Genomic DNA, 17650 nt, shown 5'->3' on the forward strand with positions numbered 1-17650 from the left:
ATATGGTTAAAATTAAAAGAACTCGTGAAGTGTTTTGGGTACGAAAGACTGTTGTCGCTTTTATTGCGGCAATGTTTTTGTTTGCGTTTTTGTTGCCTTCTCTCGCGGGGTGCTCCCGTAAGCAAACGGAAGAAGAGAGCTACAAGATAAAAGAAGCGGAGCTCACTCTTTCCGACGAACTTGCTCTTAAAACGTATGACTACAACGACTTGTCGGAGACGGTGGTTACTATGCGCGCCGACACCATGTACGTTACCGAGCGCGGCATAAAACGTCCCGAAGTTAAAATATTGCCCGACAGTTATTCTCTTAGCGCTGACAAAACAAGCGGCGGCAAATACGAGAATAATTTCGTGTTCGATAAAGGCTATCCTACGCCCGGACATTCGATAGTTGCGAGTATGTTTGCCGATAAAGTGGAACTCGGAGTGTCGAAGGAGCAGTATTTAAAGTATTACCGCTATATGCTTCACAGTCAGGGTTACAACCTTACGCGCGAGGCGGAGCTTATGTCGGCAAAAGGGGAACTCACGCAGGAAAATCTTTATAAGCACCCTGCGATAGACGCGTGTTACGGCGAAGTTGAGGGAACCGACAACGCTGTTGAGAAAGTTGTGATTATCGACCCCACATACCGCTCGTATCACGTTACGGGGCTTTATTTGCCTGCGGGCGAAGCCGTTACCGTTAAAGTCGAAGGATTGCGCAAAGGCAAAAGAATTGCCATGCTCACCGGGATGCAGAATTCAATGGCGTGGCGTTCGGGCGTAGACGGAGGAGCGATTACGTCGCTCGGTTGTACCGTAAGAAAAGAAAAAGACGCCGACGACAATTATTTTTACAATAACGACATTATAGCGGCGGCTGCCGTAGAAAAACCTGCGGAAGCAATTCCCGCCATTCAAATTCACCCGCATTTGGCGGGCGACCGCTATCAAAACCGTTTGCCGTGGATTCGTTCGCGTTTTACGTTCGAAGCCGACGGCGAATATACCATAGGTTCGCCGTTCGGCGGATTGATTTTAATAGACCCTTCCACCTCGTATAACGACGTAAAATTCACAATTCGCGGAGCTGTGGAAACGCCTCATTATGTTTTGGGAGTAACCACGCCCGAATACTTCGACGAATATTTAAAAGACGCGCCGGGAGTGTATTCCATTCTCGATACCGAAAACGGTCAGCTAATAGGTCCGTCAAGCTATATGCGTAGCGTCACGGTTGAGGAAATCGACAAGCTTGCCATGCTTTGGCACAGTTTCTTCTCTATAAACGAAACTTTTACGGGCGGAACTCACGACCGCAAAAACTTTGTTAAGTTCGATTATTGCGTGCCTGCGGGCGCCGCCGTAGCACTCGGAAACTACGAATATGCTTGTCCGTCGAGTTGGTACGGCGCGGCTATGAACTATCAAGGGCTTTTAAAAGGCGGAACTTGGGGAATACTGCACGAAATAGGGCACAATCACGGTGCGGCTTTCGGTTCGATTTGGGGGTTCGGAGAACCTGCCGAAGGAGAGGTGCGCAACAACGCGCTCACTTGTTTGGCGTATCTTAAAATTCTCGATATAGGCACTTATCGCGACGCAAACGGCTATATTTCCGCCGAACACGGTTTTGTGGCTCATCCGTATTCGAATTTAAAAAGTTCGCTTGCAATTACGGGCAAAGCCGATTTTAAGAATTACGACTATTTTCAAATGCTCAGCATGTACGTCAATTTGATGCACAGTTTCGGAGTAGACAAATATTACGAACTTCTGAAAACGTATAAAAGCGTATTGTCGTATTCAACTAACAAGCGCGCGGACTTTATTTTCAGGTGCGCTCTTGTGTACGGGCTTGATTGCCGAAAATATTTCAACGAGCAATACAAGGCTAACGTAGACGACAGCGCGTTCACCGAAGAGCAACTCGAATATATATCGTCGCTTGAAACGTATCAGCCGATAGCAAATTTGTATGCGGGTGGAATAGACGGCTTGCATACGGGCGGCGACTGGCGTTTGAATTTCGGAAAGTCGGCAGAGTTCGACCTTAAAAACACAACGATATCAACGGGCGGGTTTGAAATCGTTTCGGTTTCTCAGCCCGAAACGGGAAAACTGAAACTTATCGAAGACGGCAAATACGAATACGAGTTTGCTTCCCGTCCTTACACGCGCGATAAATTTTCGTTTAACGTGCGGCTTGAAAACGGACAGTTGCACAGGTTAGACGTTACTCTTCGCATAAATGTGAACGTTGCCGAAATAACTCATTACAGCGGACTTGCAGCGCGCGATTTAGACGCCGCGCAAGCCGAGCTCGGTTCGCTTACTCCGAACGTGTATTCGCAGTTAGGCGGCGGGGTGGCAAGTTTTTATAATGCGGTTGCGGGCAAAAACGACGTTAAGATTTCGCGCTTCGGATACCGGGCGAGCGAGAGCGGAAAACACACTTTCTATTTTAAAGCGGACGATATGGCAGTTTTAAAAGCGGGTGCGAGTTTCGACTCTTTGGAAGAAAAATTGAGAATAAAGCGCGACGTTCAAAGTTTTACCGAAGAAAACAAATTTTCGGTGAATTTGAGTGCGGGTGAAATTTACTGTTTCGAAATTTTCAATTTGAACGCGGGCGGCAAAGGCTTTGCCGAAGTTAACGTGTTCGTAGGCGACGGCGAAACGGCTGCCGAGAGCAAAGCTCTAAATTTATCCGGAATATATTATCCCGCTACGGTAGGTCAGACCGTTCCCGAAAATTATGTTTTCGAACCCGAATATCTTGTGTCTAAAAAAAGCGAATTGTCGCTCGGCTCGGTTTCGTCGCCTAAGTCGGAATGGAGCATTTTGGAAGCTCCCGACCATCACAACAGCAACACCGAATCGGTTAAGTTTTACGATGAAGTAACGGGAGAATTTATAGACGAACGAATAGTTGAGAGAAAGAGTTACCTTATAGACGGTCAGTTGGGAACTATTTACCACACTGCTTACGCCGGCTCTAAGCCTAATCCCGTGCCTAAAATGCCGCATGTGTTTGTGCTTGACACAGGAGTTTCGCAAGGATTCAATTTCTTTCAAATAACCACGCGTAACAACGCTAATTCGTATATACGGGCTTTCGAACTTTTTATTTCGGAAGACAACGAGAATTGGAAGCTTGTTGCTTCGGGCGCGGACGGCGCCGACGGCAAAGAAAACACATGGCTCAAATACGACAAACAAGTTGCGAGACTCGAATTTCCCGAAGTTCACGGGCGGTATTGGAAGCTTGTGGTCAATTCCACGTCGGGCGGCGCGTTTACGGTTATATCCGAGCTCGACACGGGAGTAACCGCCGAAACGCAGAGAGTTATTCCGCTCACTAATTCCGATTTGTTCGCAACTTCGGGGTGGAAAGATTCCCGCAGAATCGAAAATATGCAAAGCGGTTTGCTTGTGGCTAAAAAGAAAAAGGAAAAGCTTGTTTTGCGCTTTAAGGGCGAAAGTTTATCGCTTTACGCAAACAAAGGCATAGGATACGGTTCCGCCGAAGTTTATATAGACGGAGAAAAAGCGGGAAAAATAGACCTAAACGCGGAAGAGTCCGCTAAAAAGCGGTTGGTATTCAGCCATAGCGGAATGGCAAACAAGGAGCACACTGTGGAAATTATTACGCTTACTAATCAAGAATTTAACTTATGTTTTGCGGGAATGTCGTATACCGCTCAGCTTTTGAACGCGCCGAACATATACAAAGAAAAGGCTCTCGCAATAACTATAACCGTGTTTGTGTTGTTGTTCGCGCTTCTTGCAACATTTATTGTGTTGTCGTTCTGTTTGCCGAAATTCCGCAAGGCGATATACGGAAACAAAGTGATGCGCAAATACGACGAGAAAGTGGAAAAGGCGAAAGAGGAGAAGGCGAGAGCAAAAGCGGAAAACGCCGATAAATCCGAAAAAAAGGTTGCGTCGAATGAGAAAACGGCGGAGGTTCAAAGCGCTTCCCGCAAAAGTTCCGACACCGTAGAACATCGTCAGAAAAGCGCCGAAAAAGCGCTCTCAGCAAAAGCTCCGACCAATGCCAAACATGCGCAAAGCTGCGAAAACGGCGTAGCCGCAGCGCCGCAACCGCGTCCTGCCGAAAGAAGCGCGCCAAAAGCTCCGAGCGGTTCGGCAGCGCGTCCCGAAGGCAACAGACCGCCCGCGCGCCCTGCTCCCGGCACACGCCCTGCGGCGCCGCCCACACGTTCGGCTCCCAAGAACGACGGACGAAACAAAAAGTAATTTAAAGTTTAAAAGCGACGGCATTTTGCCGTCGTTTTTTCGTTAGTCGGGATAGAACTCGGCAAATTACGCAAATACTATCGAAAAAAGAAAGAGGTAGTATTTTTGAACGCCGTTATTTTGGCGGGAGGATTCGGCAGCCGATTAAAGCCGCTTACCGATTCAACTCCCAAGCCCATGCTTCCCATTGCAAACGTACCCATGCTCGATTATGTGATTTCCCACCTTCATGCGTCGGGGATAAACGACACCGTGCTAACGCTCGGATATTATCCCGAACAGATAACGGAATGGATTTCGGGCTATTCCGGGCTCCGCGCCCGCCACGTTGTGGAAAACGTGCCTCTCGGAACCGCAGGAGGGGTTCGCGCGGCTATGGAAGAGCTCGACGACACTTTTATCGTGGTAAGCGGAGACGCGCTTGAAAACATAGATTACGCCGCCATGTTGAAAAGCCATAAGGCAAGCGGCAAGCTTATTACAATGGCTGTTACCAGAGTGCGCGACCCGCGCATGTTCGGACTTGTGGAATACGCTCCCGACGGCACCGTTACGGGGTTTACCGAAAAACCGTCGGACATGGGAGACGGCGGCATTGTTAATTGCGGTGTGTACATTATTAGCCGCGCCGCTCTTAAATATGTTCCTTACGGCGAAAAATACGATTTTGCAAGAGACTTGTTTCCGCGTCTTGTGGTGTTAGGGCAGATAAACGCGTATTTTCACGACGGTTTTTGGTCGGATATAGGTTCGCCGCAAGCTTACTATGAAGCGAATTTTCGCATGCTCAAAGGGGGCTTTTTTCCTCTTGTTCCGCACCGTTACCGCACGGTTTCGCGCAGAGTGGGAAGCGAGAAGAATTCTCTCGCGGCATATTCGGCGTTGCTTACGGGCAGATGCTCACGCAGCATAGTAGGCGAGGGCGCCGCCGTTGCGTCGGACGCGAACATAGAGGGGTGCGTTGTGCTTGCGGGCGTTACGGTTAGGGGATTTCATTACCGCGAAATTATAGGCGACGGCTACTCGTTGCCGCTTGCGACGGATTTTGCGCACAATCAGCACGATTCTGCGGATATTTCCAAAAATTTTTCATAAATAGCCGCTTTTTGTCTTGCTAATTGCAAACTTTTCCTATATAATAGAAATGGAACGATAATAAATAGTTTTTATTATAAGAACAGGAGGATAGTTTGCAAAAAGTTAATAGCAAAGAACCGGCTCTCAAAGTCATTTTTCTTGGGGGCGTGGGAGAGATTGGCAAAAATATGACCGCTCTCGAATTTGGCGAGGACATTATTGTTGTGGATTGCGGTAGCGCGTTCCCCAACGGAGACATGCCGGGCGTCGATTTGGTTATTCCCGACATATCGTATTTATCGGCTAACCGCGACAGGGTGCGCGGCATTGTGCTCACGCATGGGCACGAAGACCATATCGGCGGCTTGCCTTACATTTTAAAAGAACTTAACGTGCCCGTTTACGGCACTCGTTTAACGCTTGCGCTCATAGAATCGAAATTCCGCGAACACAGAATGGAAAACATAAACCTTATTTCGGTTAAACCGCAAAGCGTTATTACGCTCGGAAAGAATTTTAAGGTGGAGTTTGTGCGCGTGAGCCACTCTGTGGCGGGGTCGTGCGCGCTTGCAATCACAACGCCCGTAGGCGTGGTTTTTCATACGGGCGACTTTAAAGTTGACTATACGCCGATTGACGGCAATATGATAGATTTGCAACGCATTGCCGAGCTTGGGCAGCGCGGGGTTTTGTTGTTGCTTGCTGAGAGCACAAACGTGGAGCGCAAAGGTTCTTCTATGAGCGAAGCGACGGTAGGCAATTCGCTTAACAATATTTTTGCCGAAAATTCCGACCGTCGCATTTTTATAGCCACGTTCGCGTCTAATATTCACCGTCTGCAACAAATAATAGACCTTGCGACAAAGTATAAGCGCAAAGTCGCTTTTTCGGGGCGCAGCATGATAAACGTTGCCGAATGCGCCGCCAAAATAGGCGAACTTAAATATGATAAAGAAGCGGTTATAGACATAGAAAAAATCAACAAGGTGGAAGATAAAGACCTTGTTATTATTACAACGGGTAGTCAGGGCGAACCTATGAGCGCCTTAACGAGAATGGCGAGCGACGAATTTAACAAAGTTCGCTTAGGATATAACGACACCGTAGTTATATCGGCGTCGCCTATTCCCGGCAACGAAAGAATGGTTTACAACGTTATAAACAACTTGTACCGTCACGGCGTGCGCGTTATATACGAGCGCCTTGCCGAAGTCCACGTTTCGGGGCACGCTTGTCAAGACGAGCTGCAACTTATTCATTCGCTCATAAAGCCCAAGTTTTTTATACCCGTTCACGGAGAATACCGTCATCTTAAAAAACATGCCGAGCTTGCTATGCGTATGGGCATGCCTTCGTCGGACATTATTCTTACCGACATCGGAAATTGCGTGCAGGTGACAAAGCGCTCAATAAGGTTTGCCGACAACGTTCCCGCAGGCTATCTTTTGGTTGACGGGCTTGGCGTGGGCGACGTGGGAAGCGTGGTTCTACGCGACCGCAAGCATCTTTCGGAAGACGGATTGTTTGTGGTTGTTGTTGGCGTAAACACTGTTTCGGGCGAAGTTACCGCTGTGGAAATTACGTCGCGCGGTTTCGCATATCAAAAAGAGGACGACCTTTTCGAAGAAGCGAAAGAAATAGTTCGAAAAGTTGTTGCGCAAACCGACGTTAAAGAAGTTGCGGGCGATTACAACGGACTTAAAAATTCAATTCGCAAAGAACTTAAAAGCTTTCTTTTCCGCAAAACTCACCGCAATCCCATGATTTTATCGCTGATACTCGAAAATTAAAACGTTTTATGCCGTTTAAAACACCGGGAAAAACAAGCGAATATATACGCGAACTTTTGTCGCTTCGTGCTGCCGACGAGGTGGAGCGGAAAATTACCGATTATGCGGATAAAAACATTATAGCCGTTTTGCTTCCCGAAACAACGGCGTTTTTGCGTCAGGCGGTTATGCTGAAAAAGCCGTTGCGTATTCTCGAAATAGGCACCGCGATAGGTTACAGCGGCATTGTAATGCTACGAGCCGCATTGCCCGAAACCGAGCTTTACACGGTTGAAATGAGCGAAGAGCGCATTGCTACCGCAAAAGAGTTTTTCCGAGACGCCGGGCTTTTGAACAACGTTGTTTTTTATGTTGGAGATTCTACCGAAATAGTCCCCAACTTAAAAGGCAAGTTCGATTTTATTTTTCTCGACGGTCCGAAAGCGCAATACTGCGAATATTTGCCTTTTTTGAGCAGATTGCTAAATAAAGGCGGCGTATTGTTTTGCGACAACGTGTTATACGAAGGAATGGTTTCGGGAGAGCGGGAAATAAAAAATCACAAAGGCGGGCTTGTGAAAAAGCTCGATTTGTTTTTACATAAGCTTATGGAAGATGGCTCGTTGCTCACAAGCGTATTGCCTGTTGGCGACGGCGTGAGCCTCAGCGTTAAAACTGAGGAGTCGCTTTAAAGGTTTTACGGTGGATACTTATGATTGAACTTTTGGCGCCCGCAGGCAACCGCGAAAAGTTGGAAACCGCAATAAATTTCGGTGCCGACGCGGTGTATCTTGCGGGAAAAGCGTTCGGACTCAGAGCGTTTTGCGACAATTTTACCGACTCGGAATTAGTCGATGCGGTAAAATTTTGTCATGCGCGCGGAAAAAAGGCATACGTTACTTTAAATATTTACGCTTACGACGACGATTTTCCGGCAATAACGGAATACGCCCGTTTTTTAAACGAAATCGGAGTTGACGCGGTTATTGTTTCCGATGCGGGAATAATAGCCTGTTTGCGTGAAAAAGTCCCCGATTTGGCTATTCATCTTTCCACGCAGGCAAACGCTACAAACGGCGAAGCCGCTAAATTTTGGGCGAAGCAGGGCGTGGAGCGAATAGTGCTTGCGCGCGAAGTGAGTTTAAACAATATAAAACGCATTCGCAATGCGTTGCCGCCCAATGTCGAACTCGAAGCGTTCGTTCACGGCGCTATGTGTGTGGCATATTCGGGAAGGTGTCTTTTAAGCGGCGTAACTACGGGGCGCAGCGGCAATCGAGGCGAATGCGCTCAAAGTTGCCGTTGGGAATACGCGATTATGGAAAAAACGCGCGAGGGAGAATATTTCCCCGTGAGCGAAGACGGCAGAGGCACTTATATTTTAAACAGTAAAGATTTGAATATGCTTGCTCATATTAAAGAGCTAGTCGAGGCGGGCGTAACAAGTTTTAAAATAGAGGGGCGCGCGAAAACCGCGTACTATCTTGCAACCGTAACCAACGCTTACCGCCGCGCTATCGACCTATATTTAAAGTCTCCCGAAAATTTCGCGGTTCCCGAAAGTTTGCTTTGCGAGCCATATAAAACGAGTCACCGAAAGTTTAACACTGGGTTTTATTTCGGCGCTGCGGAGCAATATTGCGAATCGGCAAAACCTACTCAAACATACGAAATGTGCGCGTTAGTAAAATCTTCGGGCGGCGCGGAGGCGGTTATAGAGCAACGCAATCGTTTTAAAGAGGGCGACGAGCTTGAAATTTTGTCGCCGAGCGCCTCGTTCGGAAAAGTTTTTCGCGTGTCGGAAATGTTTTCCGAAAGCGGAGAAAGGGTTTCCGATGCAAAGCTTGTTCAACAGTCGCTTGTAATAAAAACGCCTTTCCCGCTTTTTGCGGGCGATATTTTACGCAAAAAATCATAGAATTTATATAGAAAATTCTCATAAGTTCAAGCCACGAGCGTTTTAACCTTTGCTTTTTTAAAAAGCGAAGGTTTTTTTGTTTGGACAGGCAAAATTCGACAAAAAAATACATATATTGTATGGTCGCCTTTAACCGTTGCGACGAGAGGTGCCTTACAATGATTTTCGAGAGTTTTCTCACTTTTTTAAGCAAAGTATTTTGTTTTACTTCGTATGTGAATAACAAGGGTTCGTTTCCTCAGCCCCTTTCTCCCGAAGAAGAGCGCGATTGCATAGAAAAAACCAAGCAGGGCGACGCTGCCGCGCGAGAAAAGTTGATACGCCATAATTTAAGACTTGTGGCGCATATAGTTAAAAAGTATTCGAATGCGGGAGAAGCCGACGACCTAATTTCGGTGGGCAGCATAGGGCTTATTAAAGGCATAGAAACTTTCGAATACGGCAAAGGAAGTCAGCTTGCGACCTATGCGGCTAAATGTATTGAAAACGAAATACTTATGTACATACGGGCGAACAAAAAACATCGCGGAAACATAAGTCTTGCCGAATCGGTGGGCGTGGATAAAGAGGGCAACGAAATAACTTTAATGGACATTTTACCTATGAAAGAAGAAAGCGTGTTCAAAAAAGTGGAAACCGGAATATTGCTCGAAAAGGTTTTGAAAGTTATAGATTCCACGCTTTCGGGACGCGAGCATAAAATTATATGTTTGAGATACGGCATACGTCAGCCGCGCCCGTACACGCAGCTCGAAATTGCCGCCATGCTCGGAATATCGCGCAGTTACGTTTCGCGCATAGAGAAGAAAGCGATTGATAAAATCGCCAAAGAGCTAAACGCGGGAGATTAGCGCGAAAAGTGAGCGTTTTTTAATCTGAAAGAAATCGACTTGCGTAAATATTCTTGCAAAACCGCAAATTAAATGATATAATATATTCGAGATGACCGAACGGTTGCGTGCCTGAGCGCACGAGGAAAGTCCGAACACCGCAGGAACAGAATGCCGGCTAACTACCGGTGAAGGCGACTTCAAGGAAAGTGCAACAGAAATAAACCGCCCCGCTTTGCGCGGGGTAAGGATGGAAAGGTAGGGTAAGAGCCTACCGCTCTCGCGGCGACGCGAGAGGCTCTGTAAACCCCATTCGGTGCAAGATATGGAAGCTACGGTTTGTTCCGACCGCTTCCGAAATCGCTTGACTCCGTCGGCAACGGCGGAGCTAGACAGATAACCGTTCTCGACAGAATTCGGCTTACAGGTCATACTCGCCGTTAACGCGAAAGGTTTAAGTATCTTTCGCGTTTATTTTATGTCGTATGTGGATATAATCCGCAATTATGGAAATAGTGCTCTGTGTGTTGATTGCAAGCTTGTTTGCGGTTTATTTGTTTTTGCTGCTTAATAAGTCTCCCGAACCCGAATTTGCGGTGAAAGGCATACTTTCGGGCGAAAAGCTCGGCTATATGATGTCGTCGCTCGCGTTCGGCGCAAAGCGCGTGTGCGGCGGTAAAGGAATAGGAACGCGCGAAATAGGGCGGCGTCTTATTTCGGCGCGCAAAAAAACGGGCGAAAGATTTAAGTCGGGTTACGAGCTCGAACTGTGTGAAAAGACGTATTACGACGGCTTTTATTATATAGACGAAACTCTTTCGAAACTTAAATCGGCGCGCAAAAAGTTTTCAAAACTTCCGCATGTGCGCGGTGTGCCCCGATTGTATTCTTTTTGCGAATTGTTTGTTAAAAGTGTGGGCGGAGTTGTTACGCGCGACGCCGTAAAGTCAGCCGTTCGCGCTTATTCTTCGGAAACGCCGTTTACTTTTGCGGAAATTACTGCGCTTGCCGATATGACCGAGTTTGCTCTTTGCGAATATCTTGCAATATATGCGAATAAGATTGCGCGCATGGGCGAGCTTATTTCGCGCGGAGAACAAGACGCCAAAACGGGTAAAACCGATTATTCTCTTATGCGTTACGACAGCTATGTTTTCGGCAGAATGAAAAATTCCGAATGTTGCGTTTCGAATTTTTCCGACGACGAAAACGCGCGCCGCAGAGCGGAAAACTTTGTGCTCGCGTCGGCAAGTTACAACGCGCGAATTTCCGCCGCTTTATCGTCGTTGCACGCGATTAACGCGTTCATGACCGACGAATTCGTGTGCTCTCTTTCGTCCGCTTTCGCGGTGCTCGACGGTGGCGACCCTACGTTTTCAATGTTGTCGTCGTCCACTAAATATATGTACTTATCGCTTATTTCGTCGGAAGCGAAAAAGCGTAAAATGTCGGAAAGCAGCCTCGCTTCCGAAATTTTATTTCGCGCGGGAAAAAACGGAAAGGACATTTCCGAATATATTTTGCCTCGCGTGCGTTCTCGCGCGGTGGGGCGGCTTTACGTTTTCGCAATAGTGTTAGCGTGGCTCGGCGCGGCTGCGGCTTGCGGATTTTTTATGCCGCGTTTCGGCTGGGCTTATGCTGTGATTTCGCTTCCTATTTTGCTATACGGAATAGGCTTTACAGTTCGATTGATTGCGGCGCATACCGTTAAAAGGCGCGGTTTGCCTTCTTACGCTTTGGAGTTCCTTAGCGCGGAAAAGCACTCGACCGCGTTATTGTTGCCGTGTCTTGCAAAGTCGGAGCGCGACATACAAGATTCTTTTTTACATTTGCAAACACTTGCGGCGGCAAACTCGGAAAATATTTTTTCGTATTGTCTGCTTTTCGACTATCCGAAAAGCGATAGCGAATCCGCCGATTCCGATTCGTCGCTTAACGAATATGTGAAAAATGAATATGAAAAACTCGGTGCGCTTTGCAAGAGAGTATGCGTAATCGTGAGGAAAAGAACAAGGGTAAAAGGCGAGGAATATTTTCAGGGATATGAAAAAAAGCGGGGAGCCGTTTTAGACTTTAACCGCTTTGTGTTAACGGGAGAAGAGCATTTCGCGCTGAGGCTGGGCGACGTTCCGAAAGTTAAATTTGCAATAACTCTCGATTCCGACACTCTCACATACGATTGCGCCGAGCTTGTGGGAACAAAAGCTCATCCGTATTGCGCCGAAGTTGCGATAGTGTCGTTAGGGTGTAAGGTCGCGCTGAAAAACAGCGCTTATGCAAAATTATATGCGGGCGAAACGGGACCGGGCAGATATAGAGCGGCGCGCCCCAATTTGATGTTCGACGTGTTCGGCGCGGGCAATTTTACAGGAAAAGGAATTTACGACGTGGCGGCATTTTCCGAACGTCTCGACGGATTTTTCCCTGATAATCGAATATTGAGCCACGATTTTATAGAGGGGAGCGTGGCGGGTTGCTACGACAGCACTGTGAACGCGAGCGAGGATTTTCCGCAATCGTTTGCCGACAGTTTTGCACGCGAACAAAGGTGGCTGAGAGGAGACTGGCAACTGTTGCCTTATGCCATGCCGCATATAAAAAACAAAGACGGCGCGCGAATGAAAAATCCTTTGCCTCTTGCGGTGTCGTTTGCCATAGTGCAAAATCTTGTGCTTTCGCTTGTGCCGATTGCGCAAATTTTGGTTTTTGTCCTGTCGTTTTTCTCTCCGCTGTCGGTCGGAGCGCTTATTTTGTTCGCACTGCCGCAGTTGTTGCGAGCTTTGTTTTCGCTTGTTGCTCTTTTCGGTTATCCTAAGCAAACCGCGCTTGAATTCGCCCGTTGCGCGATAGAGATTGCAACGCTCCCCACTGTGGCGATACACAAGCTGTGCGCTGTGGCGGTAACGCTCTACCGACTTGCCGTTAAAAGAAAACTTTTAGAATGGAGCGTGTTTGCGCACACTCGTGGGAAAATATCTTTTTTACCTAACGTAATAACCGCGATTACCGTAACTGCGGCTACGGCGCTATTTAATCTTTCGGCGTTTTATTATGCGTTAGCGGCGCTGTTTTTGGCGGGCGCGGCAATACCGCGCATTATAAGCAGGGAAAAGGCGGAGAATTCTCCGTCGGACGCGTTAAGCTTTTTCGTGACCGATACCGCTAAAAAAACGTTCGCATATTTCGAAGCGCAGGAAAATATGCACGAACTTCCGTGCGATTGCTATCAGGAAGATAATTTAAAAGGTTGGTGCGCGCGCACTTCGCCCACTAATATAGGAATGGCGCTCACGGCATACGCTTCGGCTTACGAACTCGGCATAATCGATAAAAACCGATTGCTTTCTTATACCGAGCGTATAGTTTCGGCTGTTGAGCGGTGCGAAAAATATAAGGGCAATCTTTATAATTGGTATGATTGCGCCACCTTAAAAGTGTTGCCTAAGCGGTTTGTTTCCACAGTGGACAGCGGCAATTTTTTGGCGTCGTTGAGCCTTGCTTCAACTTATGCCGACGGTGAATTGCTTTGCAGAATAAACAAACTTATAGACGAAACCGATTTGTCGGCGCTATACGACTTTAAACGGAAACTTTTTTATATAGGTTACGATGACGAGCTAAAATCTTGCACGGAAAACCATTACGACCTTTTGGGAAGCGAAAGCGCGCTGACTTATCTTGTGGCGTGCGGTTACGGAAAAACCGAAAAAGAAGCGTTTGGCAATTTAGACAGGCATGCGGTTAAGAGCGGAGGCGCTATTACCGTTTTCAGTTGGACCGGCGGAATGTTCGAATATTTGATGAGCAGACTGTTTATAGCTCCGAGCGCCGACACATTGCTCGGGCAAGCTATGAACGGCGCCGTGCGCGCACAGCTTGCGTATGCCAAATCGCTCGGGCGAGAGGTGTGGGGAGTTTCAGAATGTCGTTATAACGAATACGACGATGCAGGCGGCAATTTATACCGTGCGTTCGGAGTGCCGTCAATAGCGCACAGTGCGGTTCCCGAAAATCCGCCCGTAGCTCCTTACGGAGCTTTTCTTGCTATGCCGTATTGCGAGGAAAAAGAATTTTTGCGAAATGCGCATGCGCTCGCCGCTTTGGGGTGTGAAGGCGAATGGGGTTTTTACGAGTCGCTTTGCGGCAATATTCCCGTAAAAAGTTATATGACCCATCATCAAGGTATGATTATGGCGGCGTGCGCCAACGCGCAAAAAGCGGATTGCCTGTGCAAACGGTTGCAAACGATTCCCGCATGGCGCGCCGCAAAACTTTTGTGCGGCGAAGAAAAGGCGTCGTACGCTCGCAAAAAAAGAATTTACGAAATTTCCGACGAAGCGGAACCGATAGAGAATTCGGGAATATATTTGTGCAAAGCCGCAAGCATGACATGCGTCGCGAATAAAAAGGAAACTTGGGTGCAATATTGCGGAAAAAGACTTTTGCAGGGCATACGCGTTTTTGCCGACGACGGAGAAAATACGAATCTGCTCGGCGGGGAGTTTTACTCCGGAGAGAGCGCGGTGTGGAGCGTTCGCGGCAACGGGTTTATTGCCGAATCCCGACTCGAAGTTTTGCCGTCGCCTATGTCTGTGGCGGTTACGGTGCGTTACAGGAACGTTTCGGCAAAAGATAAGCAAGTCACTTTTTCGTCGTGCGCCGAGCCGATTTTGGCGAGAGTGGAAGACTACGAGTCTCACCCCGCGTATTCGAGAATGTTTATAGACACGGCTTCCGGCGGCGACGGAACTTACGTTTGGGCGCGCAGAAGAAAAGACAGCGTTACTGTTATGCACTGCGTGCAAACGGAAAATGCGGTAATATATTCGGCGGATAAATGCGCGTTTTATAACAGAGGCAGAGGACTTGCGTTCGGGCAAAATCTTAATCCCGTTCTTTCAAGTAAGTTTTCGGCTACTGTGGCTACCGGAAAAACTTGCGAATTTACATGTTGTTTTTTGGTTGCGGATACTGTGGAAAAAGCGGATTATGCAGTGCGTCTTGCGTTGTCGCCCGATTGCGTGGCTCGGCAGAGCGGAGCTTCGCGTAGGCTCGCCCGCGCCGTTTCTTCTCGGGCGCGCGCTATAGCGGCGTCGCTTGCGGCGGGCGAATACGAAGCCGTTTGCGCCGACGGCGTGAGTCAAGACAAACCAGCAATAGTGCGAGAAATTACTGCCGCGAGCGCATGCGGGCTTATGTCTTATTTGTCCGACCTACGCACGCTTTGCGAAGCTGGATTTTCTTTTAACGTCGTATTGTTTTGCCGAAAACGTCGCGGAGAATATCCGTCGTTTTATTTCGACGCTGAGAAAGAAGTGGAGCGCTCGGGATTGCGTAGCGTATGCGGCTGCGTTCGGGTGTTGAATTGCGACGGTGAGCTTTATTCTTTACTGAAACGTAATAAACCCGCTGTAAGTTGTAAGAAAGCCGTCGCGTTGTGCGACGCGGTGAAAAAATTGACGAATGACGAACGAGAGGAAAGTGATTGTTTGTCCGAATGTAAAGAGTTGTTTTGCGCGCCCGAAATTGCCGAACCGCTCGGCATAGGCGGCTTTACTTTAAACGGTTCTTATGCCGTAGAGCTTACACGACGCAATACTCCCGCGCCGTGGTGCAACATTATGTCGGACGGCGGCATTGGAACTGTGATAACCGAAAGCGGCGGCGGCTTCACATTCGGAGAAAATTCCCGTCAGCATAAGCTTACGGAATGGTGCAACGACCCCGTAACCGAAACCGTTTCGGAATTTGTGGCGGTGGAATACGACGGCGAACGTTATTCTTTAACCAAACAACCGTCGCAAAATTCGAGAGCCGAATATTACACCGTTCACGCACTCGGATACAGCGAGTTTATTTGTCGTAATCACGGTTTAAGTTCTAATACGAGAGTTTACGTTGCGCGCGACGAAAATAAGAAAATGTACGAAGTGAGGTTGTTGAACGAAACCGACTCCGTTAAAAAGCTTGCGGTTTTGTTTGCCGTGCGACCCGTTCTCGGCGATTTTCGCCGCAACACGTTGCCATCGCTTGAATGTTCGCCGTTCGACAGAGGCTTGTATTTGCATTGCGGTTTCAGCGGTTTGGAAGCTTACGTTTGTTGCGACGGGAAAACAGTTCCCGTAGGCGTCGATTGCGAAAACGGCAATTTAACAGTGTTCGACTCAATTTCCAAAGGCATGGATTATTGGGGAATAGTCGCGTCGGCGGTTGTGCCGAGCGGCGGAATGAAAACCGTAAGGTTTTCGATTTCGTCCGCAAAAACCGATTTTTCGGAAATCAATTCTTGTGAGGAATTTGCAAAAACCGTTTCTTACTACTCGCGGTTAAGCAAAATCACTTTCGACGGCGAGCACGGACGTTTAACCGAATGGTTGCCGTATCAGGTATACAACAGTCGTTTTGCGGCGAGAACCGGTTTTTATCAGGTGAGCGGAGCTTACGGATTCAGAGACCAACTGCAAGACGGGCTCGCCCTCGTGCATTGTGTTCCCGCTCTCGTGCGCGAGCACATATTGCGATGCGCAAGACATCAGTTCAAAGAGGGCGACGTTCAACATTGGTGGCATCCGCCTGCGATAGGTGTGCGCACACACATGTGCGACGATAGGCTTTGGCTTGTTTATGTTGTTTGCGAGTATATTGCCGTAACCGGCGACGCGGCGGTGCTCGACGAAAGCGTGCCGTTTTTAAGCGACGTTCCCATATCGCCGCAAGACGCTTCGGTTTATTCTTCCGCAAACGAGTCGGGCGTAAGAGCGTCTTTATTGGAGCACTGCCTAAGGGCTATTAAAATATCTTGCGATTTCGGAGAAAACGGACTTGTGAGAATGCGCGGCGGCGATTGGAACGACGCTATGGATAAAGTCGGCGAAAAAGGAATAGGCACAACCGTGTGGTGCACTATGTTTCTGTATCACGTTATAGAACGTTTTTTGCCTTACGTTAAAGACATAGAACTTTGCGACGAGTTACGCCGAATCGGCAAAGCGCTTTATGGCGCGGTGTGCGATTCGTATGAAGACGACAGATTTCTTCGAGCGTATGCCGACGACGGAACCGCGCTCGGTTCAAAAGAATCCAAAGCGTGCAAAATAGATATTTTAACTCAAAGTTGGAGCGTTATAGCGGGAATAGGAAGCGCGGAGCAAAAAAAGACGGCGCTCGATTCCGCTTACAATTTGCTTTGCAACGGCGAAAATAAGTTGATACGTCTTTTCGACCCTCCGTTTACTTCGTCGGACGGAGTGGGGTATATAGGAGACTATCCGTGCTTTGTTCGTGAAAACGGCGGGCAGTATACGCAAGCCGCAGTTTGGTATGTTTGGGCACTGTTCCAAAACGGGCAGACGGAAAGGGCTAACGAGCTTTTAAAATGGCTTAATCCTGCCAACAGATGCAAAACCGAATCTGATGCTGAGGATTATTGCGTTGAACCGTATGTTTCCGCCGCCGACGTTTACGGAGGAGAACTTGCGGGAAAGGGCGGTTGGACATGGTATACCGGCTCTGCGGCATGGCTTTATAAATGCTTGATTACGCAGTATGCCGGAATAACGGTGCGCGGCGACGTGGTAAGTTTTTGTCCGCGTTTGCCAAAAGAAACCAAAGAACTTAATGTAAACTTTCTTTTCGGTTCGGAAAATATAAAAGTTAAAATAATAAACTCTTCTAACGGCGGCGATTGGCGCGTGCGTATAGGAGAAGTTATTTACAACACTTCGTCGCTTCGTCTTACAAAAGGACTTTCGGGCAAAAATATCGCCGTAATACGGTTGCTAAAATAGCCGAAAAATAGTATAATCGAAA

At 48.0% G+C, this 17650-nt stretch carries 7 protein-coding genes and 1 other RNA gene; all 8 read left to right on the top strand.

What is annotated here, in order from left to right; translation table 11 throughout:
• The first annotated feature begins 2 nt into the window (after nucleotides 1–2).
• The 8 genes from NFR62_RS01220 to NFR62_RS01255 all read left to right on the top strand — a co-directional run bounded on the left by NFR62_RS01220 (nucleotide 3) and on the right by NFR62_RS01255 (nucleotide 17628).
• Complete coding sequence (locus NFR62_RS01220; RefSeq protein WP_251612417.1) at nucleotides 3–4247, top strand: M60 family metallopeptidase; 4245 nt, start codon at nucleotides 3–5, stop codon at nucleotides 4245–4247.
• Nucleotides 4248–4352: 105 nt separating this feature from the next.
• Complete coding sequence (locus NFR62_RS01225; protein WP_251612419.1) at nucleotides 4353–5342, top strand: nucleotidyltransferase family protein; 990 nt, start codon at nucleotides 4353–4355, stop codon at nucleotides 5340–5342.
• A 95-nt stretch (nucleotides 5343–5437) separates the two neighbouring features.
• Nucleotides 5438–7114, top strand: coding sequence for a ribonuclease J (locus tag NFR62_RS01230; RefSeq protein WP_275556870.1), 1677 nt, complete (start codon nucleotides 5438–5440; stop codon nucleotides 7112–7114).
• Between the two features lie 8 nt (nucleotides 7115–7122).
• Nucleotides 7123–7785 (top strand): O-methyltransferase, encoded by a 663-nt coding sequence (locus NFR62_RS01235; protein ID WP_251612423.1) that lies wholly within the window; start codon nucleotides 7123–7125, stop codon nucleotides 7783–7785.
• Between the two features lie 20 nt (nucleotides 7786–7805).
• Nucleotides 7806–9011, top strand: coding sequence for a peptidase U32 family protein (locus NFR62_RS01240; protein ID WP_251612425.1), 1206 nt, complete (start codon nucleotides 7806–7808; stop codon nucleotides 9009–9011).
• 158 nt (nucleotides 9012–9169) lie between these two features.
• Complete coding sequence (gene sigK, locus NFR62_RS01245; RefSeq protein WP_251612427.1) at nucleotides 9170–9862, top strand: RNA polymerase sporulation sigma factor SigK; 693 nt, start codon at nucleotides 9170–9172, stop codon at nucleotides 9860–9862.
• Nucleotides 9863–9949: 87 nt separating this feature from the next.
• Nucleotides 9950–10282, top strand: an RNA gene (gene rnpB, locus NFR62_RS01250) — RNase P RNA component class A.
• A gap of 65 nt (nucleotides 10283–10347) precedes the next feature.
• Nucleotides 10348–17628: a GH36-type glycosyl hydrolase domain-containing protein gene (locus NFR62_RS01255; RefSeq protein WP_251612434.1), complete on the top strand. Its 7281-nt coding sequence runs from the start codon at nucleotides 10348–10350 to the stop codon at nucleotides 17626–17628.
• The last annotated feature ends 22 nt before the right edge of the window (nucleotides 17629–17650 follow it).

This window comes from Pumilibacter muris (assembly GCF_943193045.1).
Classification (GTDB): domain Bacteria; phylum Bacillota; class Clostridia; order Christensenellales; family Pumilibacteraceae; genus Pumilibacter; species Pumilibacter muris.

Coding starts and splice junctions, on each gene's coding strand:
- NFR62_RS01220 (WP_251612417.1), top strand. CDS start 3: ATGGTTAAAATTAAAAGAACTCGTGAAGTGTTTTGGGTACGAAAGACT.
- NFR62_RS01235 (WP_251612423.1), top strand. CDS start 7,123: ATGCCGTTTAAAACACCGGGAAAAACAAGCGAATATATACGCGAACTT.
- NFR62_RS01240 (WP_251612425.1), top strand. CDS start 7,806: ATGATTGAACTTTTGGCGCCCGCAGGCAACCGCGAAAAGTTGGAAACC.
- sigK (WP_251612427.1), top strand. CDS start 9,170: ATGATTTTCGAGAGTTTTCTCACTTTTTTAAGCAAAGTATTTTGTTTT.
- NFR62_RS01255 (WP_251612434.1), top strand. CDS start 10,348: ATGGAAATAGTGCTCTGTGTGTTGATTGCAAGCTTGTTTGCGGTTTAT.